This window comes from Streptomyces sp. CGMCC 4.7035 (genome assembly GCF_031583065.1).
In the GTDB taxonomy this organism is placed as follows: domain Bacteria; phylum Actinomycetota; class Actinomycetes; order Streptomycetales; family Streptomycetaceae; genus Streptomyces; species Streptomyces yaanensis.
In genome coordinates, this window is record NZ_CP134053.1 from 3,422,146 (window position 1) to 3,443,600 (window position 21,455).

Here is a 21,455-nt window from a genome sequence, read left to right on the forward strand (position 1 = left end):
CTCACGCCTTCGCGAGCACCACCCACACCTGTCCTGTCGCGAAGTTCACCGGTGTGCCGTCCGCCGCCGTGAACTCCGTGCCGTCCGTCGCGGACGCCCGCCGCCAGGTGACGTCGAACTCCCGTCCGTCGCGCAGCACTTGCGCCTTTCCGGAGCCCACGGTCTGTGAGTACGGGGAGTTGCTCCCGAGGAAGTCATGGAACCGGGAGTCGCTCACCTGGACGTACTGCACCACCACCGTCGCCGGAGCCACCCGCGCACCGTCCGTCGTCACCGTCGGCGTGCCGTCCATCGCGACCAGCCAGCGCTGCCGTTCGGCGGACCAGGTGAAGGTGAAGCGGGCCGACGGGAAGCGGACCGTGTGCGTGGTTCGAGGCGTGCCGCCCGCCGGTGCGGCGCCGAAGTGGAAGCCCGTCGTCAGCGCGGCGGCGCCCGGTGCGGACTGCATCAGCCGCTGCGGGCGCAGATAGAGGTTGTGCGGAGCGGCCTTGTCGTCGGCGCGGAAGTAGGCGCTGGGGTTCTTCTCCGGCGGCTCGGGGTTCAGCGGCGCCTTGTCGATGAGGGGCAGGAGTTTGTGCTGCGCCCCGGAGAACGCGAACGTCGGCATGTCGAACTGGCGCAGCAGCTCCAGATCCGACTCGCGCGCACTGCGCACCGGCCCGACCACGTTCGGCAGCCTGGTCGCGAACATCGCCATCAGCCGGCTCAGACCGCCCTCCACCTGCTCCGCGTAGACGAGGTCCGCCTGGTCCAGGCCCGTCTGCGGGCGCGCCTCGGGCGCGTTGTCGATCTTCACGGCGAGCACCGGACCCATGGGCGCGGGGGACGACCGGCCGCCGCTGACTTGCTGCTGTCGCGGCGGCTCGCCTCGCCCGTCGTCGGATACGCCGCCGCTCGATGAGCAGCCCGTCATCAGGGAGCCCGTCACCGCGACGGTCAGCAGCGCCGCCGTCATACCGCGTCGTCTCCGTGCGATCTGTCGCATGCCCACTGTGTCCACCAAGTTCCTGATCGGAGGGTCAGGCCGGGGAGCCGAGGATCTCCGTGAGGTCGTAGCGCACCGGTTCCTCCAGCTGTGTGTACGTGCAGCTCTCGGGCGTGCGGTCCGGGCGCCAGCGGCGGAAACGCGCGGTGTGCCGAAAGCGCACCCCGTTCTCCATGTGGTCGTACGCCACCTCCGCCACGCGCTCCGGCCGCAGCGGCACCCAGGACAGGTCCTTCTTCCCCGACCAGCGGCTGGGCGCGCCCGGCAGCCGGGCCGTCTCGTGCGCCACCTCGTTGGACCAGGCCGCCCAGGGATGCCCCGCGACGTCCTCCATCCGCAGCGGCTCCAGTTCCTCCACCAGCTCCGCGCGCCGCTTCATGGGGAACGCGGCGGACACACCCACGTGCTGGAGGGCGCCTCGGTCGTCGTACAGCCCGAGCAGCAGCGACCCCACGACCGGGCCGCTCTTGTGGAAGCGGTAGCCCGCGACCACCACGTCGGCCGTGCGCTCGTGCTTGACCTTGAACATCACGCGTTCGTCCGGGCGGTAGGGCAGGGAGAGCGGCTTGGCGATCACTCCGTCCAGACCCGCTCCCTCGTACTGCTCGAACCACTGCTCGGCCACCGCGCGGTCCGTCGTCGCCGGGGCGAGGTGGACGGGGGGCGTGACCCCGGACAGCGCCCGCTCCAGCAGGGCGCGGCGGTCGCTGAGCGGGACGTCGAGCAGCGCCGTGTCGGCCAGCGCCAGCAGATCGAACGCCACGAACGAGGCCGGAGTCTTCTCCGCCAGCATCCGCACCCGCGAGTCGGCCGGATGGATCCGCTCCGTCAGCGCGTCGAAGTCCAGGTGCCCCTCCCGCGCGATCACGATCTCGCCGTCCACCACGCAGCGCTCCGGCAGCCGCTCCCGCAGCGCCGTCACCAGCTCGGGAAAGTACCTGGTCAGTGGCTTTCCCGTGCGGCTGCCCAGCTCGACCTCGGCGCCGTCGCGGAAGATGATCGCCCGGAACCCGTCCCACTTGGCCTCGTACTGCATGTCCGGCGGGATCTTCGCGACGGGCTTGGCGAGCATCGGCTTCACGGGAGGCATCACGGGCAGCTCCATACCTTCGATTCTCCGACCATGCCGAGTGATTCGCCCAGTGTGCGAGTACTGTTCCCTGCGCCTACCGTGGCTCGCATGGGCGATGCGGTGGAACTGGAGGCGGCGGGCCGGAAGGTACGGCTGTCCAGCCCCGACAAGGTCTTCTTCCCGGAGCGCGGATACACCAAGCTCGACCTCGCTCAGTACTATCTGGCCGTCGGCCCAGGCATCCTGCGTGCCCTGTGCAACCGGCCTACCACCCTGGAGCGCTACCCGGACGGTGTGACCGGCGAGTCCTTCTTCCAGAAACGGGCGCCCAAGAACATGCCCGACTGGATCCCCACCGCCCACATCACCTTCCCCAGCGGACGCAGCGCCGACGAGATGTGTCCCACCGAGACAGCCGCCGTCGTATGGGCCGCGCAGTACGGCACGCTCACCTTCCATCCGTGGCCGGTGCGCCGCGACGACGTCGACCGCCCCGACGAACTCCGCATCGACCTCGACCCCCAGCCCGGCACCGATTACGCCGACGCGGTGCGCGCCGCCCATGAACTGCGCGCCGTTCTCGACGAGTTCGGCGGGCTGCGCGGCTGGCCCAAGACCTCCGGCGGCCGGGGGCTGCACGTCTTCGTGCCCATCGAACCGCGCTGGACCTTCACCCAGGTGCGGCGTGCCGCGATCGCCGTCGGGCGCGAACTGGAGCGCCGCATGCCCGAGCACGTGACCATCGCCTGGTGGAAGGAGGAGCGGGGCGAGAAGATCTTCGTCGACTACAACCAGACGGCACGCGACCGCACCGTCGCCTCCGCCTACTCCGTGCGCCCCAAGCCGCACGCCCCGGTGTCCGCGCCGCTGCGCTGGGAGGAGGTCGCGGACGCGGTGCCCCGCGACTTCGATCTGGGGACCATGCCCCGCCGTTATGCCGAACTCGGTGATGTCCACGCCGACATGGACGACCACGCCTTCTCCCTGGAGGCGCTCCTCGAACTCGCCCGGCGCGACGAACACGACCACGGCCTCGGCGATCTGCCGTATCCGCCCGAGTACCCGAAGATGCCGGGCGAGCCGAAACGGGTGCAGCCGAGCCGGGCCCGGCGCGAGGGGAAGCCGGGGGATCCCGGGGAACCGGCCGCGCGTTAGGGCCGGACAGGCCCTGGGTGTATTGATCGCGAGCGATCGCCACTTCGCCGGCCGCCATCGGTCGCGCAGCCGAGCCTTGCGCGCGACTCGCCGATGATTATGTGAATGAAATACAACGAGATATGCCTTTTGTCTGGATAGGCTCGGTGTGTGCCGCTACCGTCCTTCGCGTTCCTCCGGCGGCTCGTCTCGGTTGATTCCGCAGCACGATGGAGAGTTCGGCATGGACAGACGCAGCTTCAACCGACGGATGCTGCTGGGTGGTACGGCCGTCGCCACCACGTTGTCCCTGGGCCCGGAGGCCGCCGACGCCAACGAACAGGTCAGGGTCGCGGCCGCCGGGGGCAAGGTCAAGCGCATCAAGCTCTACGCCGAGAGGATCGGCGAGAGGTGGATGGGCTACGGCTTCAGGAGGGGCGAGGCGACCATTCCCGGCCCGCTGCTGGAGCTCACCGAGGGCGACACGCTGCACGTCGAGCTCGTGAACACCATGGACGTCGAGGCGAGCCTGCATGTGCACGGTCTCGACTACGAGATCTCCAGCGACGGCACGAGGGCGAGCAGCAGTTGCGTGAAACCAGGCAGATCGCGCACCTACATCTGGCACACGCACACTCCTGGCCGCCGCAAGGACGGCACCTGGCGGGAGGGCAGCGCGGGCTACTGGCACTACCACGACCACATCGTCGGCACCGAACACGGCACCGGCGGTGTCCGGCGGGGCCTGTACGGGCCGGTGATCGTACGTCGTGCGGGCGATGTCCTGCCCGACAGGACTCACGCGATCGTGTTCAACGACTTGATGATCAATAACCGGGTGGGGCGCTCGGGACCCGATTTCAAGGCGACGGTCGGGGACCGCGTCGAGTTCGTCATGATCACTCACGGTGATCAGTACCACACGTTCCACATGCACGGTCACCGCTGGGCGGACAACCGCACGGGACTGCTCACCGGGCCCGAAGATCCGAGCCGGGTCATCGACAACAAGATCGTGGGTCCGGGAGACGCCTTCGGTTTCCAGGTGATCGCGGGGGAGGACGGCGGAGCGGGCGCGTGGATGTACCACTGCCACGTGCAGCACCACGCCGACCGGGGGATGGCTGGCATGTTCCTGGTGAGGAATCCGGACGGGTCGATGCCAAAGTACGTGACGCACGGACACCGCACGACGCACCAGCACTGAGCGCTCCGCTGGAAGTCCGGCATGCCACCTGCGGGTGCGTCATGGCTGGTCGCCGTTCAGCGCTTGACGTCCTCAGCTGTGTAAACGACGTCCTCACCTGTGTAAACACGGGTGATTCCGGTCTGCACCCGCGCCCGGTGGCCCCTCGGCCCCTGCCGCCCGTGAGGGTGGTCTCACGGTCGGGAGCGCTCTCAGCGCTGCCGGTGTCCCGGCTATCCTGATCGGCAACCGCCGAGGAGGAGTCCCGAAGTGACCGAGACCGCGCCGCGTCCGACGCTGGAGGCCGTGGCTGCCCGGGCGGGGGTCTCGCGGGCGACCGTGTCACGGGTCGTCAACGGCGGCGACGGCGTGCGGGGGCCCCTCGTCGAGCGGGTGCGCCGGGCCGTCGAGGAACTGGGCTACGTACCGAACCAGGCCGCGCGCAGCCTGGTGACCAAGCGGCACGACGCGGTCGCCGTCGTGGTCGCCGAACCGGAGACCCGCGTCTTCGCCGATCCGTTCTTCGCCCTCCAACTGCGCGGCATCAGCAAGGAGCTGACGGCCCATGACTCCCAGCTGGTCCTCCTGCTGACGGAGGGACGCGCCGACCACGCCCGGGTCGGCCGCTATCTCGCGGGCGGCCATGTCGACGGCGCGCTCGTCTTCTCGCTGCACCTCGACGATCCGCTGCCGGAACTGGTACAGCGTGCCGGGGTGCCGACGGTGTTCGGGGGGCGGCCCGGCTGGGGCGAGGGCACCCGCAGCGCCGTATACGTGGACAGCGACAACCGGGGCGGGGCCCGGGACGCGGTACGCCATCTCGTCGGACTCGGCCGCCGCCGTATCGCGCACATCACCGGCGCCCTCGATCAGACGTCCGCCGTGGACCGGCTCGACGGGTTCCGGGACGTCATGGTCGACGCCGCCCCGGGACTGATCGCCGAAGGGGACTTCACTCCGGCGGGCGGCGAACGTGCCATGGGGGAGCTGCTGGAGCGCTGCCCCGACCTGGACGCCGTGTTCGCCGCCAACGACCTGACCGCTTCCGGTGCCCTGCGTGTGCTGCGCGCACAGGGGCGCCGGGTGCCGGAGGACGTCGCCGTCATCGGCTTCGACGACATGCTGCCGGTCGCCGAACAGACCGACCCACCGCTCACGACGGTCCGTCAGGACATCGAGGAGATGGGCCGGTTGATGGCCCGGTTGCTGTTGCGCGGCCTGCGCGGGCGGGGCGGCGAGCCCGGCGTGGGCGGCACGCCGTCCAGCGTGGTGCTGCCTACGACGCTGGTGCGGCGCGCCTCCGCGTAGCGCTGCTACGAGCCGACCGGCACCGTGAACCGTCGCGGGCTCCCGTCGTACGCGGCCCCCGGCACATCCGGCCGGCCGTCCGGGCGTACGTCGTCGTACGGGAACACGTACCCGATCGGCGCGTTGGCGTGGCGGCCGGTGAAGCTGCCCGTCGACTGTTCTGTCCGGTGGCGTACGTGCCGACCGTGCCGGGGAACCAGGCCTTGCACAGGGCAAGTCGGCAGGTGGCGGGGGCTGCCTGGGCGTTGCCGGTACCGAGAGCGCCGGCCGAGCGGGGGAGGTGGTGGCTGCGGCGGCTCGCAGGACGCGCGGCTGCTCGGCGGTGGAATCCTCGAGGGCCTCACGCCCCGCACGGCCCGAGGGGCGTCAGTCCTGCGGCTGCGGCGGTGCGCTCTTGATCACCGCGAACCGCGCTCCGTACGGGTCGGCGAGTTTGGCGATGCGGCCCACGCCCTCCAGGTCCGTCGCGGGCATCCGGACCGTGCCACCGAGTTCCTGCGCCTTGCTCACCGTGACGTCCGCGTCCGTGACTTCGAAGTACGGCAGCCAGTAGGCGCCGGACTCCGCTTCCGTCGGATCGTCGGCCAGCGGGACGAGACCGCCGAACATGGCGTCCTGACCGGCGCCTTCGGGGTTGATGCAGGTGTACGTGCCGCCGGAGAAGGGCACGCCCTCGATTTCCCAGCCGAACACCCGGTTGTAGAACGCGGCGGCGCGGGCGATGTCCGGGGTGTACAGCTCGATCCAGCACAGCGAGCCGGCTTCCCCGGCCACGTCGATGCCCTTCGTCCGGCCTGGCTGCCAGATGCCGAAGGGCACGCCGGCGGTGTCGGCGAGGATGGCCATGTGCCCCTCACCCATGACGTCCATGGGCTGGAACAGCACCCTGCCACCGGACTGCTCGGCCGCCTTGGCGGTCGCCTCCGCGTCAGGGCTCTGGAAGTAGACGGTCCAGGACGGTGGCCCCTGCTCCGGTGTGGTCTGCATGGCGCCGGCGGCGGTCTTGCCGGAGAGCTCGAAGAAGCCGTAGCCCCCCGCGTCTGGGCCCGCCGACTGGAACTGCCAGCCGAAGAGGCCGCCGTAGAAGGCGGTGGCACCGTCGATGTCTGAGGTGCCTACATCCAGCCAGTTCGGGGCGCCGTTGACGAAACGGGTGGTGAGCATGACTGCCCTCCTTCGAGGGGTCCCGTTGCCTGCACTGCCGAGTCTGGCACCGCCCACCGACAATCGCCGCCGGAATGACGCGACCGACTCGCCGGGCGTCCTGTGACCGTCGGTGATCGGCGGGAGCGGTTCTCGTCGCGGAATTCTCCGCGCGCCGCCGTGCGTCGCGCCGCCGGGCGGGGGCATCATCGGGGGCCGTACCGGGTACGGCACCAGGCGCAGTGCCGGGCAGCGCCGGGCGCCGTACCGGGGCAGCATCAGGCGCCCGTACGAGGCCGCCGGGCGAGCCGTTGATCCCTCGTTGATCGAACGTTTTTCGTCGCGCGGCACGATCTCGTCCATGCACATCGAAGCGATCACTGCGTCCGACATCGCCTGGCAGGACCAGGCGCTGTGTGCGCAGACGGGGGCCGATTTCTTCTTTCCCGAGCCGGGCAGCTCGGTACGAGAGGCGAAGCGTATCTGCGGACTCTGCCGGATCCGCTCAGCGTGTCTCGAATACGCGCTCACCCATGACGAACGGTTCGGCGTCTGGGGCGGTCTGTCCGAGAAGGAGCGGATACACATGCGGCGGACCGAGGGGAACGGATGAGAGCTGACCAGCCTGTCATCCGGTGCTTCGTCCGGATGCGCGGCCGGGCCCGGGGGACGATGCTGGATACATGTCCGGACGGGCTCCTGTCATTGTTCATCCGCCGTCGGGCACCGGCGGGCGTCGGGTGACCGCGCGTGGGGAGAGCCTGGGGCTGGCGTTCTCCGACGAGGATCTGCTCGAGTTCCTCGGCCGGGCCGGCCTGCCGGACGCCGAGGACCTCCTCGACGATCCGGCGTGGGTGAAGTGGCGCGGCGCGGACGCTCACCACTACGAGGCCGCGTAGGAGACACGGCAGCGCTGTGGCGGCCCGGGGCGCCGAGGGGGCCTTGAAGCTGCCCTGCGGACGGTTGCCGTCTCCTTCCAGGCCTCCTGCTCCTCCCCAGTCCTCCCTAGTCCTCGCCTAGTCCTCGCTCACGGGTGCCAGTACGGCGAGCGTGCCATGGGCCTCGCGCAGGGCCAGCTCCAGGGTGAGTGGCGGATGCAGCGTCCCGCTCCCGTCGGGCGGAACGATCCACTCCAGGCAGCCCACCGGCCGGTACGGAGAGGGCACGGCGACCCACGACCCCTTGCTCGCGTGGCGTATTCCGGCTCCCACCCAGTGGCCGGTCGGATCCGGCGGCAGGAAGAAGCCCACCCGCCGCGCCGCCGAGTCCACCAGGGTCGGTCCGGGCATCCGCACCGGGTCGTACCACATGATGTCCAGCGCGAGCAGACCGAGTTGATCGGGAACGCTCACCACGTCCCAGAACCGCCCGGCCTCCATCAGCACCGTGCCGTTGCCCCGGTCCCACTCCCGCTTGCACGCCTGGGGGTCCGACGCGGCGGCGGCCAGCCACTCCACGCCTCGCATCCACATCGGATTCGTCATGAGCCGCTCCAGGGGGCGCCACCCGGCCCGGCCAGGCGTACGACAGGGACTCCGCCGGGCGGGTGCCCGTGTGGGAACGTCGGCCCGGCATATTCATGCTGGTGGATATTTCTACCCGACGGAAAGGGTGGCGCGGCCTGGCGTTTACTGCCGAAACGTTCTGGCTCTGTGAGCTGTCCGCTCCGGTGCCGGGGCACCGGCCTTGCGGCCGACGGAACTTCGGCGCCGCATCGCCCCGGAACACGGTCCGTACGATCCGTGGCTGACGTGCGCCGGGCAGCGCCGTTGGGGGGAGGGGGAGCAACTGAGGGTGCTGCGCCGCCCTCCGGTGCCGCTCCGTACGAGGCGGCACCGGAGGGGGTGTGCGGGGCGAGAGGGGCCCGCCGGTGGAAGCCTGCCTACGCCCCGCGCGCCGCCATGCGTGCCTTGCGGGCCGCCAGCTTCTCGTCGAACTTACTGGCCTCCGAGTCCAGGCCGCCCATGAACAGGCCCAGTTCCTCCTGCGCCTGGCGGCCCTCGGGACCGAGGCCGTCGATCTCCATGATCTTCAGGAAACGGAGCACCGGCTGGAGCACGTCGTCGTGGTGGATGCGCAGGTTGTAGACCTCGCCGATCGCCATCTGCGCGGCGGCGCGCTCGAAGCCGGGGATGCCGTGGCCCGGCATGCGGAAGTTCACCACGACGTCCCGTACCGCCTGCATGGTCAGGTCCGGCGCGATCTCGAACGCGGCCTTCAGCAGGTTCCGGTAGAAGACCATGTGCAGGTTCTCGTCGGTCGCGATGCGGGCCAGCATCCGGTCGCAGACCGGGTCGCCGGACTGGTGGCCGGTGTTGCGGTGCGAGATGCGGGTGGCCAGCTCCTGGAAGGCGACATACGCGACCGAGTGCAGCATCGAGTGCCGGTTGTCCGACTCGAAGCCCTCGCTCATGTGTGCCATGCGGAACTGCTCCAGCTTGTCCGGGTCGACCGCGCGCGAGGCGAGCAGATAGTCGCGCATCACGATGCCGTGCCGGCCCTCCTCGGCGGTCCACCGGTGCACCCAGGTGCCCCACGCGCCGTCACGGCCGAAGAGCGATGCGATCTCATGGTGGTAGCTGGGGAGGTTGTCCTCCGTCAGCAGGTTCACGACGAGCGCGATCCGGCCGATCTCGGTGACTTTGGACTGCTCCTTCTCCCAGGCCACGCCGTCCTCGAAGAAGCCGGGGAAGTTGCGGCCGTCGCTCCAGGGCACGTACTCGTGCGGCATCCAGTCCTTGGCGATCTTCAGATGCCGGTTCAACTCCTTTTCGACCACTTCCTCCAGCGCGTACAGCAGCCGGGCGTCGGTCCAGACGGAAGGGCTGCCGGGATGGGGGGAGGTGATGGTCACGGGAACTCCAGGGGACGCTGAACAAACCGGCGAGCGGTACCGGAACTTACGGGATCGTAGGCTACGAGGCCGTAGGTTACGAATCCGTAGGTTAAGCTCGCTGTAAAGATCGCTGATCAGCGGGGTCCCCGACGGCACGTCAGATAGGTTCGTGTCCGGCGCGGGCATGCCGAAGCGCCCGTGGACCCGCAGGTCCCCGGGGTGAACGGACAGCCGGGGTCAACCGGTCAGGCGTACAGCTCCCGCAGGCGCACCGAGAGGCAAGTCACACAGCCCTCCAGCTTCTCGAACTCGCTGATGTCCACCAGGACCGGTTCATGCCCGAGGTCGGCGAGCAGGTCCGCCGTCTTCGGTGCGCTGGCCGCCATGAGCAGCTTGCCGCCGCCGAGCAGCACCACGTGCGCGCCCGACTCCTCCGGAACCGGCAGGAAGCGCGGGAACAGCGCCGGCTTGTCCACCAGCGGCACATGGCCGACGACCGTGCCGTCGGGCAGCGCGGTGACCGCCGACTTCAGGTGCAGCACCTTGGTGACGGGCACGGAGACCACGCGGGCGCCCAGCGGTTCGAAGGCGGCGCGCAGTTGCTGGACGGCGGCCGAGTTGGTGCGCCCGCTGCGGCCGACGTAGATCGTGTCGTCGATCTTCAGGATGTCGCCGCCGTCGAGGGTTCCCGGCTCCCAGATCCAGTTCACCGAACAGCCGAGCCGGGCCACGGCCTCCTCGACGCCCGCCGTCTCCTCACGCCGGGACTCCGCGCCGGGCCGCGCGATCAGGGCGACGTTCTTGTACATCACCACCGTGTCCTCGACGAACACCGAGTCCGGGCAGTCGTCGGCCGGGTCCACCTCGATCGTCTCCCAGCCGTGGGTGCGCAGCGCCTCCGCGTACGCCTCCCACTGCTCCAGCGCGAGGTCGACATCGACCTTCTCGCGCTCGATGTGCGTCACCAGCCCCTCGGCGAGGCGCGGGCTGGGTCGGCGGATGAGGGCCTTCTTGCTGGGCACGTGGCAACTCCGTCTCGGCTGAGGGTGTCGCCGGACATCATGCAGCGCCGCTCCGCGGGGACAAAGCCCTTGGCTCGGGCTGCGGCGCGCCGGGGCGCAGGCCGTCCGCCGGCCGCACCCCGGAACTCGTACGGCGCAGGCACACCGAGGAGCCGGCGGCCGCCTGGCCGGCGCCCCGACCTCGACGGCGCCCGTACCCTTGCCGCGCTCCCATATGCCGACCGCGCCCCCGCCCCACCGCCGCGTCACCTCGCGACTTCCGCCCAGCCGGCGGCGCGAGGACCTCGCCGAGGCCTCCGCACAAGCGAGCCGGGACCTCGGCGGATGCCGGCTCCCCGTGCGGCGGCGGCCGAGACGGACACGGTGTGGCCGCCGCGGCCAGGCGCACCGCCGATGACGCGCCCAGCACGCCCGTCGCCCAGGGGGCAGCACGCTCTGTGGGTCCGTCAGGCCCGGGCCCTTGCCAGACCTCCTCTCGCTCAGGCCTTGGGCTTCCGCTCAGGCCTTGGGCTTCCGCTCAGGCTCAGGCTTCCGCCCAGACCTCGGGCTTCCGCCCAGGCCCAGGCTTCCGCCCAGGCCCAGGCCCAGGCCCAGGGGCCCCGCCCCCGCCCGGGCCCCGCCCGGGCCCCGCCCGGGCCCCGCCCGGGCCCCGCCCAGGCCCCGCCCAGGCCCGGCCCCCGCCCGGCCCCCGTCCGGGCCCTGGCCCCCGCCCGGGCCCCCGCCCAGGCCCCGGCCAAGGCCCAGGGCCGGAGCCCGCGCCGGCCAACGGGACCCCCGAGGGTGGGCCTGCGTCACGCGCCTGCCGGCGTCGCCAGGCGGGCTATCCGACGGCTTGCGGCGCGGTTTCCGTGAGTTCGCCGTCGAGCAGCAGCCAGCGCGTGATCCCGATCGACTCCAAGAAGGGGACGTCGTGGCTCGCCACGATCAACGCCCCCTCGTAGGACTCCAGGGCCGTGGTGAGCTGCCGCACGCTCGCCATGTCGAGGTTGTTCGTCGGCTCGTCGAGCATCAGCAGCTGCGGCGCGGGCTCGGCGAGCATCAGGGCGGCCAGGGCAGCGCGGAAGCGCTCGCCGCCCGACAGCGTCCCGGCCGGCTGGTCGGCCCGCCCGCCACGGAACAGGAACCGGGCCAGGCGCGCCCGGATCCGGTTGTTGGTGACGCCCGGTGCGAACCGGGCCACGTTCTCCGCGACCGTCAGCCCGTCGTCGAGGACGTCCAGCCGTTGCGGCAGGAAGCGCAGCGGCACGTGCGCCGTCGCCTCCCCGGCGACCGGCTCCAGTTCGCCCGCGATCGTGCGCAGCAGCGTGGTCTTGCCCGCGCCGTTGCGTCCGATCAGCGCGATCCGTTCGGGACCGTGCAGGTCGAGGCCGCCCTCCACGCGTGCGCCGTACGCCAGTTCCAGATCCCGGAGCGTCAGCACGGACCGTCCCGGCGGCACCGCGGTGTACGGCAGCTCGACGCGGATCACGTCGTCGTCCCGTACCGCCAGGGCCGCCTCGTCGAGCCGCTCCCTGGCCTCGGCGAGCTTCTCCTCGTGCATGATGCGGTGCTTGCCCGCGGACTCCTGTGCCGCCCGTTTGCGCGCCCCCATCACGATCTTCGGTTCGCGCTTCTGGTCCCACATCTTCTGGCCGTAGCGCCTGCGGCGGGCCAACTTGACCTGGGCGTCGGCCAGCTCCCGCTTCTGCTTGCGGAAGTCGGCCTCGGCGACGCGCACCATGCGCTCGGCCGCCTCCTGCTCGACGGCCAGCGCCTCCTCGTATTCCGAGAAGTTGCCGCCGAACCAGGTGATTTCCCCGGAACGCAGATCCGCGATCTGGTCGACCAGGTCGAGGAGTTCACGGTCGTGGCTGACCACGACCATGACCCCGGACCAGGCCTCGACCGCCGCGTACAACCGCCGGCGTGCGTACAGGTCGAGGTTGTTGGTGGGCTCGTCGAGCAGCAGCACGTCGGGGCGGCGCAGCAGCAGCGCGGCCAGCCGCAGCAGGACGGACTCGCCGCCGGAGACCTCGCCGATGGTGCGGTCGAGACCGATGTGGCCGAGGCCGAGTTCGCCGAGCATCGCCTCGGCGCGCTCCTCCACGTCCCAGTCGTCGCCGACGGTCGCGAAGTGCCCCTCGGCCACGTCGCCCGCCTCGATGGCGTGCAGGGCGGCGCGTGTCGCGGCGATGCCGAGCGCCTCGTCGACCCGCAGGGCGGTGTCGAGCGTGACGTTCTGCGGCAGGTGACCGACCTCGCCCGCGACGCGCACGGTGCCGTCGGACGGGGCGAGTTCACCGGCGATCAGCTTCAACAGGGTGGACTTTCCCGATCCGTTGACACCGACGAGCCCGATCCTGCCGGAGCCGAACGTGGCTTGGAGGTCGTCGAAGACGACGGTGCCGTCGGGCCAGGAGAAGGACAGGGACGTGCAGGTGATGGACGGGGTGTGTGACATACGGGCCTCGCGGTTGCTTGAAGTGGGTATGGGCAACGCGTGTGAGACACCGCAAGGGGGCGACGGTCGCGAGCAGAGGCAAAGGGAAAGCCCCGCACCGGAGGACGGCTCGTACGCCGAGGTCGCACGCGACGCACACAGACACGGACGGTGTTGTGTGACGCGGTGTCTCAAGACCTCAGACGAGCAACGTCCTTCTCCTATCGACGGCAACAGGACCGCTGTACACCGTAGGAGCGGGCCTGGGGGGTGTCAACGGATTAACGGTGGACGGAAAGCGGCGGCGGCCGTCGCGGCGTACGGCTGACGCCTTCGAAGGCGCACGTACCTGTCGGATTCCTGCCAGCCACCGCCCCTGGCCGGCTGGTTGGCTTGCCGCCATGACCAACGACAACGTTCTGCGCGAGCAGGCGCTCGCCTTCCGTGCCCTGCATGTGCCGGGCCGTCCGCTCGTCCTGCCGAACGCCTGGGACACGGCCAGCGCGCGGCTCGTCGAGGAGGCGGGAGCGGCGGCCGTCGCCACCACCAGCGCCGGGCTCGCCTGGGTGCTGGGCACGGCGGACGGTGACCGGCTGTCCGGCGGCGACGCCCTCGCGGCGGTCGCGCGGATCGCGGACGCGGTGGCCGTACCGGTGAGCGCGGACATCGAGACCGGTTACGCGGACGACGCCACGGGTGTCGGCGACACGATCAGGGCGGTGCTCGCGGCGGGCGCCGTCGGCGTGAACATCGAGGACGGGCTCTACGGCGACGGCGCCCCGCTCCGTCCGGTCGCCGAGCAGGCCACGCGCATCGCCGTGGCGCGCGAGGCCGCCGACGCGGCCGGGGTGCCGCTGTTCGTCAACGCCCGCATCGACACGTATCTCCGGGGTGCCGGGGGCCTGGACGACACCCTGGAGCGGGCCGCCGCCTTCCTGGCCGCCGGGGCGGACGGCGTCTTCGTGCCCGGGGTCGTCGACCCGGTGACCGTGAAGGCGCTCGCAGAAGGCCTCGAGGGTCCGCTGAACGTGCTGGTCGGTCCCGGCGCGCCCACCGTCGCGGAACTGGCCGCCCTCGGCGTCGCCCGGGTCAGCGCCGGGTCGGCCGTCGCTGAGGCCGTCCACGGGCTGGTCCACCGCGCCGCACGGGAGCTGCTGGGCGCGGGGACCTACGGGGCACTGGCCGGCGGCCTCGACTACGGGAACCTCAACGGACTGATGAGCGGCCGCCGTCGGCCCTAGCCCCCGAAACGGCCGCCTTCCGGGATGCGTTCAGCACGCGTCCCGCATCAGCTCCGCGAGGTCGTGGTCCAGGTCCACCTGCAAATGCTCCAGGCCGAAGGGCACCAGCTCCGTGGTCCGCCGCAGGAAAAGCCGGATCTGGCTGGAGTGGACGTGCACCACGGCCGTGCCCTCCGGGGCGTGGAACTCCAGGACGGTGCGGTCGTAGCCGTACGGCCGCACCCGGACGTCACCATGACCCTGCGGGCCCTCCAGGCCGGCGGAGAGGAGATCACGGGCGAACGTCCAGCAGACGTCCACGCCCTCCAGGGTGGCCGGGGCCGGGAAGCTCATGCGGACGGCGAACGGGTCGCGCCGGTCGTAGTGGAGCATGGCCGGAATGCTGGGCATCCGCGGTGCGGCGGCGACGAGACGGGCCTCCACGGGCTGCTCGATGACGGTGGACAACGCCTTGCTCCCTTGTGACGGCTGGATGGACTCCGGGCGGATGAGGACGCGCAGTTGAAGAGACGATGGATTGAGCCAATCCGTGCACATGAGATTCAAGTGACCTCTGTCACCGAGTCCATGCCACTGAGGCGATCCATCGAACGCTCCATGGAGCAGATCCATGGAGCAGATCCATGGAGCAGATCCATGGAACAGATCCATGGAGCGAGCGATGGAATGATCCATGGAGCGATCCATGCCCCGCGGTCTCCGGGACACAGGAGAGGACACCGCGCACGGGTGTGCGGTTCCCGGCCGGGGAGATCTGGACGGCACCGGGGGAGTGGGCTAGCTTCGCGCGCCATGACAGGCATGCGGAACACGAGACGTACGGGCCGGACGGTGGCCGTGGGACTGTGTGCGGCGGCGCTCGCCGCGCTGACGGCGGCACCCGCGCAGGCACACGGGGGACAGCGGCCGGCGCCGCACTGGCAACTCAAGGACAGCGGCACGGACGTACGCTTCCGCGGTCTTACGGCGGTCAGCCGGGACACCGCCTGGCTGGCCGGGTCCAAGGGCACCGTGCTGCGCACCACCGACGGCGGCGCGCACTGGCGGAACGTCTCCCCGCCGGGCGCCACGGACCTGGAGTTCCGCGACATCGAGGCGTTCGACGCCCGGCACGCGGTGGTCCTCGCCATCGGCGAGGGCGAGGCCTCCCGGGTATTCCGCACCGACGACGGCGGTGCGACCTGGACCGAGTCGTTCCGCAACACCGACGCCAAGGCCTTCTACGACTGCCTCACCTTCTTCGACCGCCGCCACGGCCTCGCCCTGAGCGACCCGGTCGACGGCAGGTTCCGCATCCTCTCCACCAGCGACGGCGGCCGATCCTGGACGGTCCTGCCCAGTGCCGGGATGCCGGCCGCCCAGGACGGCGAGGCAGGGTTCGCGGCCAGTGGCCAGTGCCTGGTCGCCTCCGGGCCGAACGACGTGTGGCTGGCCACGGGCGGTGGCGCACGCGCGCGTGTGCTGCACTCCGCCGACCGCGGACTGACCTGGACGGCCACCGACACGCCGATCCCGGCGGGCGATCCGGCGCGCGGCGTCTTCGCGGTGGCCTTCCGCGACCGTACGCACGGCATCGCGGTCGGCGGCGACTACCGGGCCGACCAGCCCTCCCCGCAGGCGGCGGCGGTGAGCCGGGACGGTGGCCGCACCTGGACGCCCGCCGACCGGCCGCCGCCCGCGTACCGCTCCGGCGTCACCTGGCTCCCGCACAGCCGTACGGCCGCGCTCGCCGTCGGCCCCACCGGCACCGACCTCACCACGGACGGCGGCCGCACCTGGAAGACCGTCGACTCGGGTTCCTACGACACCGTGGACTGCGCCCCCGACCTGGGTTGCTGGGCCTCCGGTGAGAAGGGGCGGGTGGCCCGGCTCGAGCCCTGACGGTGATCCCGGCGAAAACGGGTACTCGTGGTGTACCGCACCTGGAAGGGAAGTGACCCGGCATGCCACGCGGCTCCAGTTCCAAGCGGGAACGCCAGTACGAGCACATCAAGGAGAGCGCGCGCGACCGCGGGGAGAGCGAGAAGCGCGCCAAGGAGATCGCGGCGCGGACCGTGAACAAGGAGCGCGCCCGTTCCGGCGAGTCCAAGAGCGCGAGCCGCACGTCCACTCAGGACATGTCGTCCGGCAAGCGGGGAGGACAGCGCTCGGGCAGGGGCTCCGAGGGGCCCACATACGACCAGTTGTACGAGGAGGCCAAGCGGCGCAACATCCATGGCCGTTCGGACATGAACAAGAGCGAGCTGAAGCGCGCTCTTGGCAAGTGAGGGCAGGCCGCGGGGCCGTACGCTCGACACCACCATGACGACCGTACGCATTCCCGCGGGCTGGCCCGCGACCGAAGAAGCAGCCCGTGCCGCGCAGGACGCGCTGCGCGGCCGGGTGGTTCTCGACGAGCCGGGGCCGCCGCCCGGAACCGGCCGCGTGACGGGGGTCGACGTCGCCTACGACGACGAGCGCGGTGTGGTCGCGGCGGCGGCCGTCGTGCTGGACGCGGCCACACTCGCTCCGGTCGCCGAGGCCACCGCCGTCGGCGAGGTCTCCTTCCCGTACGTCCCCGGCCTGCTCGCCTTCCGCGAGATCCCCACGGTCCTTGCCGCCCTGGAGGCCCTGGACCGCGACCCCGGACTGGTCGTCTGCGACGGCTACGGCCTCGCCCATCCGCGCCGCTTCGGCCTGGCCAGCCACCTCGGCGTCCTCACCGGACTGCCCACGATCGGCGTGGCGAAGAACCCCTTCACCTTCACCTACGAGGAGCCGGACGCCCCGCGCGGCAGCACGGCTCCCCTTCTCGCGGGCGCCGAGGAAGTCGGCCGTGCGCTGCGCACCCAAGCGGGCGTCAAGCCGGTGTTCGTCTCCGTGGGACACCGGGTGAGCCTCGGCATTGCCTGCGCCCACACCCTCGCGCTCGCCCCGAAGTACCGCATCCCAGAGTCGACCCGGCGCGCCGACTCCCTGTGCCGACGGGCCCTCAGGGAGACGGTCGCCTGAGCGGGCCCCGACAGACCGAGCGGGCCCCGACAGACTGAGTGGGCCTGTGCCGGCCGGCAGGCCTGCGCCGGCTGAGCGGGCCTGAGCAGGCCGGTGCGGGTGAGTAGCCCTCCGTCGGCTGAGTAGGCCCGCGCCTGCTGAGTACGGGAACTGAGTACCCGTACGGATGTGGCGTCGCCGTCATGATCGGCAGGCTGGGGCCCATGACGACGCACCGTTCTCCCAAGACCGCCGGCCACCCCGCCCCGTCCACCCAGCCCGTCGAGCGCGCCGTGACGGCCGCGCTCCTGCTCTCCGTCATCGCCGGACTGGCCTGGATCGTCGGGATGATCTACACCGTCCTGGGGTGGCCGTTCTAGAGTCCTGCCGGAACCCCTACCGGCCGGCCGCCACCCGGAAGGTGATGCCCGCCGCGCGGAGGCGGTCGATGAGGGCGTCGCCCATCGCCTCCGCCGTCGTGACCTGGCCGGATGTGCGTGGCAGGTCGTCAAGGGCGAGGGACAGGGCCGACTCGGCGAACATCTTCGCCGTCTCGTCGTACCCCGGATCGCCGCCCGCCACCTCCGTGAACACGCGCCGCCCGCCACCCTCGCCCACGAACCGCACCGAGAACCAGCTCCTGGCCCGCTTCTCGGGGCTCGGTCCGTCTCCCGGGCGCATCCGGTCCGACAGCCATCGCCGCGCGGGCGGCACCTGCGCGGCGGCGAACAGCGCCCCCGCGCCCGCGACGCCGCCCAGGGCGTACGGCAGGGTCTCGACCGCCGCGTAGTGCCGATAGCGGAAGTCGGGCCCGTAGCGTTCCAGCGCCCGTGCCGACCGGCGCACCACCTGGGCGTCGATGGTGGGCAGCGGCAGCGCCCACGCCCCTACCTCCGAAGCGAACCGCGGCGCGCCCAGCGGTGCCCGCGCCCGGCGCCCCAACAGGCGTGGCTCGTGGTGTCCGCGCTCCCGGGCCGCGGCCAGCAGACCCGGCCCGCGCGAGAGCTGTCCGAGCGCGGAGGCCAGTGTGCCGCCCGAGAACATCGCCCGCGAACGGACGAATCCGTCGACCGTCAGGGGGACCCCCTCGGGCAGTTGCCGCACGGTGAAGTACGCCCCCAGGTCGTGCGGGACGGAGTCGAACCCGCAGGAGTGCACGAGCCGTGCCCCGGTCTCCCGCGCGCGTGCGTCGTGCCGCACGTACATGAGGTCGACGAATTCCGCTTCGCCGGACAGGTCCAGGTAGTCGGTGCCCTCGTCGGCGCAGGCCGCCACCAGTTCCTCGCCGTACTCCAGGTAGGGCCCGACCGTGGTGGCCAGCACGCGCGCGTGGCGGGCGAGTTCGCGCAGCGACTCCGGGTCCGCGACATCGGCCTGGAGCACACCGGGTGCGCAGTCGCCGGCGAGACGTTCCCGCAGCCGTTCGAGCCGCTCCACGCTGCGGCCCGCGATCGCCCAGCGCAGTTCCCCGGGCGCGTGCGCGGCGAGGTACTCCGCGGTGAGCGCACCCACGAAACCCGTGGCCCCGAACAGCACGATGTCGTACGCGCGATCCGCTTTCCGCCTGTTCATGACACCTCTCAGCCCGCGCCGTTGTCGGTGGCCGAGGCTAGCGTGGGGTTCGAGCGGTCGTACCAGGAGGTCGGCGTGGCACTCCCGGGGATGCCCCGCTGATGCCGTTTCCATGTGATATGAGACGTTTTGGCGCCCGGAATTCGACTAAGCGCTTGCTCGTTGAGGTATTGCCCGGACTGCAACACGTTCTTAACATCGCTGATGTCACATCATGTGTGTCACAGAGCTGGGGGCTTGATGGCAGTGGCAAGGACGCCGGGGCGCGGCCCCCTCGCCGGCGTGCGCGTCGTCGAACTGGCGGGCATCGGGCCCGGCCCCTTCGCGGGGATGGTCCTCGCCGACCTCGGTGCCGACGTGGTCCGCGTGGACCGGCCGGGCGGCTCGGGGCTCGCGATCAACCCCGAATACGACATCACCAACCGCAACAAGCGCTCGGTGATCGTCGACCTCAAGGCCGAGGACGGCCCGGCCCGCGTCCTGGACCTGGTGGAACGCGCCGACATCCTCATCGAGGGCTACCGCCCGGGCGTGACCGAACGCCTCGGCGTCGGCCCCGAGTCCTGTCACGCCCGAAATCCGGGGCTCGTCTACGGCCGGATGACCGGCTGGGGCCAGGAGGGCCCGCTCGCCCCGCGCGCGGGACACGACATCGCGTACATCGCGCTCACCGGGACCCTCGGCATGATCGGCGACCCGGACGCACCGCCCGCCATCCCCGCCAATCTCGTCGGCGACTACGCGGGCGGCGCGCTCTACCTGGTCGTCGGAGTCCTCGCCGCGCTGCATCACGCGCGCGCGACGGGCGCCGGGCAGGTCGTGGACGCGGCCATCGTCGACGGCGCCGCACACCTGGCCTCCATGATCCACGGCATGCTCGCCGCCGGCGGCTGGCAGGACCGCCGCGGCGCCAACCTCCTCGACGGCGGCTGCCCCTTCTACGGCACGTACGAGACGGCCGACGGCCAGTACATGGCGGTCGGCGCCCTTGAACAGCAGTTCTACGAGGAGTTCGTGGACCTGCTGGGCATCGCGGACCAGGCCCCGGCCCGCAAGGACATCGCCCACTGGGGCGACCTGCGTGACACGGTCGCGGCCCGCTTCAAGACGCGGACCCGGGACGAGTGGACCGCGGTCTTCGAGGGCTCCGACGCGTGCGTGGCCCCCGTCCTCTCGCTCCGCGAGGCCCCGGCGCACCCCCACCTCGCCGCCCGCGGCACCTTCACCGACCACGGCGGCATCACCCAGCCGGCGCCCGCGCCCCGCTTCTCGGTCACCCACACGTCCGTCCGCAGCGGACCCGCACAACCGGGCGCCGACACCAGGGACGTCGCGCGCGACTGGCACGTACCCGGACTCCTGGAGGACGGCGACTGATGGAACCCGCGACCTCCGGAGGTGTGCCCGAATGAAGCGACAGCTCTTCACCGCCGAGCATGAGGCGTTCCGCGAGACCGTGCGCACCTTCCTCGCCAAGGAGGTGCTGCCCCACTACGAGCGGTGGGAGAAGGACGGCATCGTCTCCCGCGACGCCTGGCTGGCGGCCGGCAGGCAGGGCCTGCTCGGACTCGCCGTACCGGAGGAGTACGGGGGCGGCGGTACCCCCGACTTCCGCTACAGCGCCGTACTCGTCGAGGAGTTCACGCGCGCCGGAGCCTCCGGGCTCGCGCTCGGGCTGCACAACGACATCATCGGGCCGTATCTCACCGGTCTCGCCACCGAGGAGCAGAAGCGGCGCTGGCTGCCCGGCTTCTGCGACGGCTCGATCATCACCGCCATCGCCATGACCGAGCCCGGCGCGGGCTCCGACCTCCAGGGCATCACGACCCGCGCCGAGGACAAGGGCGACCACTGGCTGCTCAACGGCTCCAAGACCTTCATCTCCAACGGGATCCTCGCCGACCTGGTGATCGTGGTCGCCCGGACCACCCCCGAGGGCGGGGCGCACGGGCTCTCGTTGCTCGTCGTCGAGCGCGGCATGGCGGGGTTCGAACGCGGCCGCAACCTCGACAAGATCGGCCAGAAGGCACAGGACACGGCCGAGTTGTTCTTCCGCGACGTGCGGGTCCCCAAGGAGAACCTCCTCGGCGACCTCCATGGCGCCTTCGGGCACCTGATGACGAACCTCGCGCAGGAGCGGCTGAACATCGCCGTCGCCGGGATCGCCGCCGCCGAGCACCTGCTGGAGATCACCACCGAGTACGTCAAGGAGCGTGAGGCCTTCGGACGGCCGCTCGCCAGGCTCCAGCACATCCGCTTCGAGATGGCCGAGATGGCCACCGAGTGCGCCGTCACCCGCGCGTTCCTCGACCGCTGCATAGCCGACCACGCCGACGGCGAACTCGACGCCGTGCACGCGTCCATGGCCAAGTGGTGGGCGACCGAGCTGCAGAAGCGGGTCGCGGACCGCTGTCTGCAACTGCACGGCGGCTACGGCTACATGACGGAGTACCGCGTCGCCAGGGCCTTCACCGACGGCCGCATCCAGACCATCTACGGCGGGACCACCGAGATCATGAAAGAGATCATCGGTCGTTCCCTGCTCGGCTGACCCTCCCCGAAAGGCT

Annotated in this window: 21 protein-coding genes and 1 pseudogene; 12 read left to right on the top strand and 10 right to left on the bottom strand. The window is 71.3% G+C overall.

The window, feature by feature from the left end; all coding sequences use genetic code 11:
• Position 1 precedes the first annotated feature (1 nt).
• Complete coding sequence (locus Q2K21_RS14480; RefSeq protein WP_310770726.1) at positions 2 to 985, bottom strand: DUF3048 domain-containing protein; 984 nt, start codon at positions 983 to 985, stop codon at positions 2 to 4.
• A gap of 34 nt (positions 986 to 1,019) precedes the next feature.
• Positions 1,020 to 2,090: an ATP-dependent DNA ligase gene (locus tag Q2K21_RS14485; RefSeq protein WP_310770728.1), complete on the bottom strand. Its 1,071-nt coding sequence runs from the start codon at positions 2,088 to 2,090 to the stop codon at positions 1,020 to 1,022.
• Positions 2,091 to 2,165: 75 nt separating this feature from the next.
• Between Q2K21_RS14485 and ligD the strand changes: the two genes are divergently transcribed.
• The 3 genes from ligD (at position 2,166) to Q2K21_RS14500 (ending at position 5,685) form a co-directional block, all read left to right on the top strand.
• Complete coding sequence (gene ligD, locus Q2K21_RS14490; protein WP_310770730.1) at positions 2,166 to 3,212, top strand: non-homologous end-joining DNA ligase; 1,047 nt, start codon at positions 2,166 to 2,168, stop codon at positions 3,210 to 3,212.
• A gap of 223 nt (positions 3,213 to 3,435) precedes the next feature.
• Complete coding sequence (locus Q2K21_RS14495) at positions 3,436 to 4,398, top strand: multicopper oxidase domain-containing protein (RefSeq protein ID WP_310770732.1); 963 nt, start codon at positions 3,436 to 3,438, stop codon at positions 4,396 to 4,398.
• Positions 4,399 to 4,647: 249 nt separating this feature from the next.
• Positions 4,648 to 5,685, top strand: coding sequence for a LacI family DNA-binding transcriptional regulator (locus Q2K21_RS14500; RefSeq protein ID WP_310770734.1), 1,038 nt, complete (start codon positions 4,648 to 4,650; stop codon positions 5,683 to 5,685).
• Between the two features lie 5 nt (positions 5,686 to 5,690).
• On the opposite strand, the pseudogene Q2K21_RS14505 reads toward Q2K21_RS14500, so the two are convergent.
• Together Q2K21_RS14505 and Q2K21_RS14510 are read right to left on the bottom strand one after the other, a co-directional pair.
• Positions 5,691 to 5,816: pseudogene (locus Q2K21_RS14505) on the bottom strand (beta-1,3-glucanase family protein); the annotation flags it as partial.
• 235 nt (positions 5,817 to 6,051) lie between these two features.
• On the bottom strand, positions 6,052 to 6,849 hold the full coding sequence (locus Q2K21_RS14510; protein WP_310770736.1) for a VOC family protein: 798 nt from the start codon (positions 6,847 to 6,849) through the stop codon (positions 6,052 to 6,054).
• 340 nt (positions 6,850 to 7,189) lie between these two features.
• Here Q2K21_RS14510 and Q2K21_RS14515 point away from each other — a divergent pair, with 340 nt between their 5' ends.
• Together Q2K21_RS14515 and Q2K21_RS14520 are read left to right on the top strand one after the other, a co-directional pair.
• Positions 7,190 to 7,441 (top strand): WhiB family transcriptional regulator, encoded by a 252-nt coding sequence (locus Q2K21_RS14515; RefSeq protein ID WP_310770738.1) that lies wholly within the window; start codon positions 7,190 to 7,192, stop codon positions 7,439 to 7,441.
• A gap of 127 nt (positions 7,442 to 7,568) precedes the next feature.
• Positions 7,569 to 7,727: a hypothetical protein gene (locus Q2K21_RS14520; protein WP_386275949.1), complete on the top strand. Its 159-nt coding sequence runs from the start codon at positions 7,569 to 7,571 to the stop codon at positions 7,725 to 7,727.
• 117 nt (positions 7,728 to 7,844) lie between these two features.
• Here Q2K21_RS14520 and Q2K21_RS14525 read toward each other — a convergent pair whose 3' ends face one another.
• The 4 genes from Q2K21_RS14525 to Q2K21_RS14540 all read right to left on the bottom strand — a co-directional run bounded on the left by Q2K21_RS14525 (position 7,845) and on the right by Q2K21_RS14540 (position 13,126).
• Positions 7,845 to 8,312 carry a hypothetical protein gene (locus Q2K21_RS14525; protein WP_310770742.1) on the bottom strand — a complete coding sequence of 156 codons (468 nt, stop codon included), beginning with the start codon at positions 8,310 to 8,312 and terminating at the stop codon, positions 7,845 to 7,847.
• 398 nt (positions 8,313 to 8,710) lie between these two features.
• Entirely contained in the window at positions 8,711 to 9,682 is a 972-nt protein-coding gene (locus Q2K21_RS14530) for an acyl-ACP desaturase (protein WP_310770744.1), read from the bottom strand.
• Positions 9,683 to 9,909: 227 nt separating this feature from the next.
• Positions 9,910 to 10,686: a dimethylargininase gene (ddaH, locus tag Q2K21_RS14535; protein WP_310770746.1), complete on the bottom strand. Its 777-nt coding sequence runs from the start codon at positions 10,684 to 10,686 to the stop codon at positions 9,910 to 9,912.
• Positions 10,687 to 11,506: 820 nt separating this feature from the next.
• Positions 11,507 to 13,126, bottom strand: coding sequence for an ABC-F family ATP-binding cassette domain-containing protein (locus tag Q2K21_RS14540; protein ID WP_310770748.1), 1,620 nt, complete (start codon positions 13,124 to 13,126; stop codon positions 11,507 to 11,509).
• A 380-nt stretch (positions 13,127 to 13,506) separates the two neighbouring features.
• Here Q2K21_RS14540 and Q2K21_RS14545 point away from each other — a divergent pair, with 380 nt between their 5' ends.
• Positions 13,507 to 14,346 (top strand): isocitrate lyase/PEP mutase family protein, encoded by an 840-nt coding sequence (locus tag Q2K21_RS14545; RefSeq protein WP_310770750.1) that lies wholly within the window; start codon positions 13,507 to 13,509, stop codon positions 14,344 to 14,346.
• 30 nt (positions 14,347 to 14,376) lie between these two features.
• Here Q2K21_RS14545 and ssgD read toward each other — a convergent pair whose 3' ends face one another.
• Positions 14,377 to 14,793: a spore wall synthesis regulator SsgD gene (gene ssgD / locus Q2K21_RS14550; protein ID WP_310770752.1), complete on the bottom strand. Its 417-nt coding sequence runs from the start codon at positions 14,791 to 14,793 to the stop codon at positions 14,377 to 14,379.
• Positions 14,794 to 15,147: 354 nt separating this feature from the next.
• Here ssgD and Q2K21_RS14555 point away from each other — a divergent pair, with 354 nt between their 5' ends.
• The 4 genes from Q2K21_RS14555 (at position 15,148) to mmpA (ending at position 17,696) form a co-directional block, all read left to right on the top strand.
• Positions 15,148 to 16,227, top strand: a complete 1,080-nt coding sequence (locus tag Q2K21_RS14555) for a WD40/YVTN/BNR-like repeat-containing protein (RefSeq protein WP_310770754.1) — start codon at positions 15,148 to 15,150, stop codon at positions 16,225 to 16,227.
• A gap of 62 nt (positions 16,228 to 16,289) precedes the next feature.
• Positions 16,290 to 16,613, top strand: coding sequence for a plasmid stabilization protein (locus tag Q2K21_RS14560; protein WP_310770756.1), 324 nt, complete (start codon positions 16,290 to 16,292; stop codon positions 16,611 to 16,613).
• A gap of 34 nt (positions 16,614 to 16,647) precedes the next feature.
• Positions 16,648 to 17,337, top strand: coding sequence for an endonuclease V (locus Q2K21_RS14565; protein WP_310770758.1), 690 nt, complete (start codon positions 16,648 to 16,650; stop codon positions 17,335 to 17,337).
• 203 nt (positions 17,338 to 17,540) lie between these two features.
• Positions 17,541 to 17,696, top strand: coding sequence for a morphogenic membrane protein MmpA (gene mmpA / locus Q2K21_RS14570; protein WP_310781410.1), 156 nt, complete (start codon positions 17,541 to 17,543; stop codon positions 17,694 to 17,696).
• Positions 17,697 to 17,712: 16 nt separating this feature from the next.
• On the opposite strand, the gene Q2K21_RS14575 is transcribed toward mmpA, so the two are convergent.
• Complete coding sequence (locus Q2K21_RS14575; RefSeq protein ID WP_310770760.1) at positions 17,713 to 18,888, bottom strand: saccharopine dehydrogenase family protein; 1,176 nt, start codon at positions 18,886 to 18,888, stop codon at positions 17,713 to 17,715.
• A 240-nt stretch (positions 18,889 to 19,128) separates the two neighbouring features.
• Between Q2K21_RS14575 and Q2K21_RS14580 the strand changes: the two genes are divergently transcribed.
• Together Q2K21_RS14580 and Q2K21_RS14585 are read left to right on the top strand one after the other, a co-directional pair.
• On the top strand, positions 19,129 to 20,265 hold the full coding sequence (locus Q2K21_RS14580; RefSeq protein ID WP_310770762.1) for a CaiB/BaiF CoA transferase family protein: 1,137 nt from the start codon (positions 19,129 to 19,131) through the stop codon (positions 20,263 to 20,265).
• A gap of 31 nt (positions 20,266 to 20,296) precedes the next feature.
• Positions 20,297 to 21,439: an acyl-CoA dehydrogenase family protein gene (locus Q2K21_RS14585; protein WP_310770764.1), complete on the top strand. Its 1,143-nt coding sequence runs from the start codon at positions 20,297 to 20,299 to the stop codon at positions 21,437 to 21,439.
• The last annotated feature ends 16 nt before the right edge of the window (positions 21,440 to 21,455 follow it).

Bases quoted from the DNA above. Each gene is read 5' to 3' on its own strand.
- Q2K21_RS14480 (WP_310770726.1), bottom strand. From the start codon at position 985: ATGCGACAGATCGCACGGAGACGACGCGGTATGACGGCGGCGCTGCTG.
- Q2K21_RS14485 (WP_310770728.1), bottom strand. From the start codon at position 2,090: ATGGAGCTGCCCGTGATGCCTCCCGTGAAGCCGATGCTCGCCAAGCCC.
- ligD (WP_310770730.1), top strand. From the start codon at position 2,166: ATGGGCGATGCGGTGGAACTGGAGGCGGCGGGCCGGAAGGTACGGCTG.
- Q2K21_RS14495 (WP_310770732.1), top strand. From the start codon at position 3,436: ATGGACAGACGCAGCTTCAACCGACGGATGCTGCTGGGTGGTACGGCC.
- Q2K21_RS14510 (WP_310770736.1), bottom strand. From the start codon at position 6,849: ATGCTCACCACCCGTTTCGTCAACGGCGCCCCGAACTGGCTGGATGTA.
- Q2K21_RS14515 (WP_310770738.1), top strand. From the start codon at position 7,190: ATGCACATCGAAGCGATCACTGCGTCCGACATCGCCTGGCAGGACCAG.
- Q2K21_RS14525 (WP_310770742.1), bottom strand. From the start codon at position 8,312: ATGACGAATCCGATGTGGATGCGAGGCGTGGAGTGGCTGGCCGCCGCC.
- Q2K21_RS14540 (WP_310770748.1), bottom strand. From the start codon at position 13,126: ATGTCACACACCCCGTCCATCACCTGCACGTCCCTGTCCTTCTCCTGG.
- Q2K21_RS14545 (WP_310770750.1), top strand. From the start codon at position 13,507: ATGACCAACGACAACGTTCTGCGCGAGCAGGCGCTCGCCTTCCGTGCC.
- Q2K21_RS14555 (WP_310770754.1), top strand. From the start codon at position 15,148: ATGCGGAACACGAGACGTACGGGCCGGACGGTGGCCGTGGGACTGTGT.
- Q2K21_RS14560 (WP_310770756.1), top strand. From the start codon at position 16,290: ATGCCACGCGGCTCCAGTTCCAAGCGGGAACGCCAGTACGAGCACATC.
- Q2K21_RS14565 (WP_310770758.1), top strand. From the start codon at position 16,648: ATGACGACCGTACGCATTCCCGCGGGCTGGCCCGCGACCGAAGAAGCA.
- mmpA (WP_310781410.1), top strand. From the start codon at position 17,541: ATGACGACGCACCGTTCTCCCAAGACCGCCGGCCACCCCGCCCCGTCC.
- Q2K21_RS14575 (WP_310770760.1), bottom strand. From the start codon at position 18,888: ATGAACAGGCGGAAAGCGGATCGCGCGTACGACATCGTGCTGTTCGGG.
- Q2K21_RS14580 (WP_310770762.1), top strand. From the start codon at position 19,129: ATGGCAGTGGCAAGGACGCCGGGGCGCGGCCCCCTCGCCGGCGTGCGC.
- Q2K21_RS14585 (WP_310770764.1), top strand. From the start codon at position 20,297: ATGAAGCGACAGCTCTTCACCGCCGAGCATGAGGCGTTCCGCGAGACC.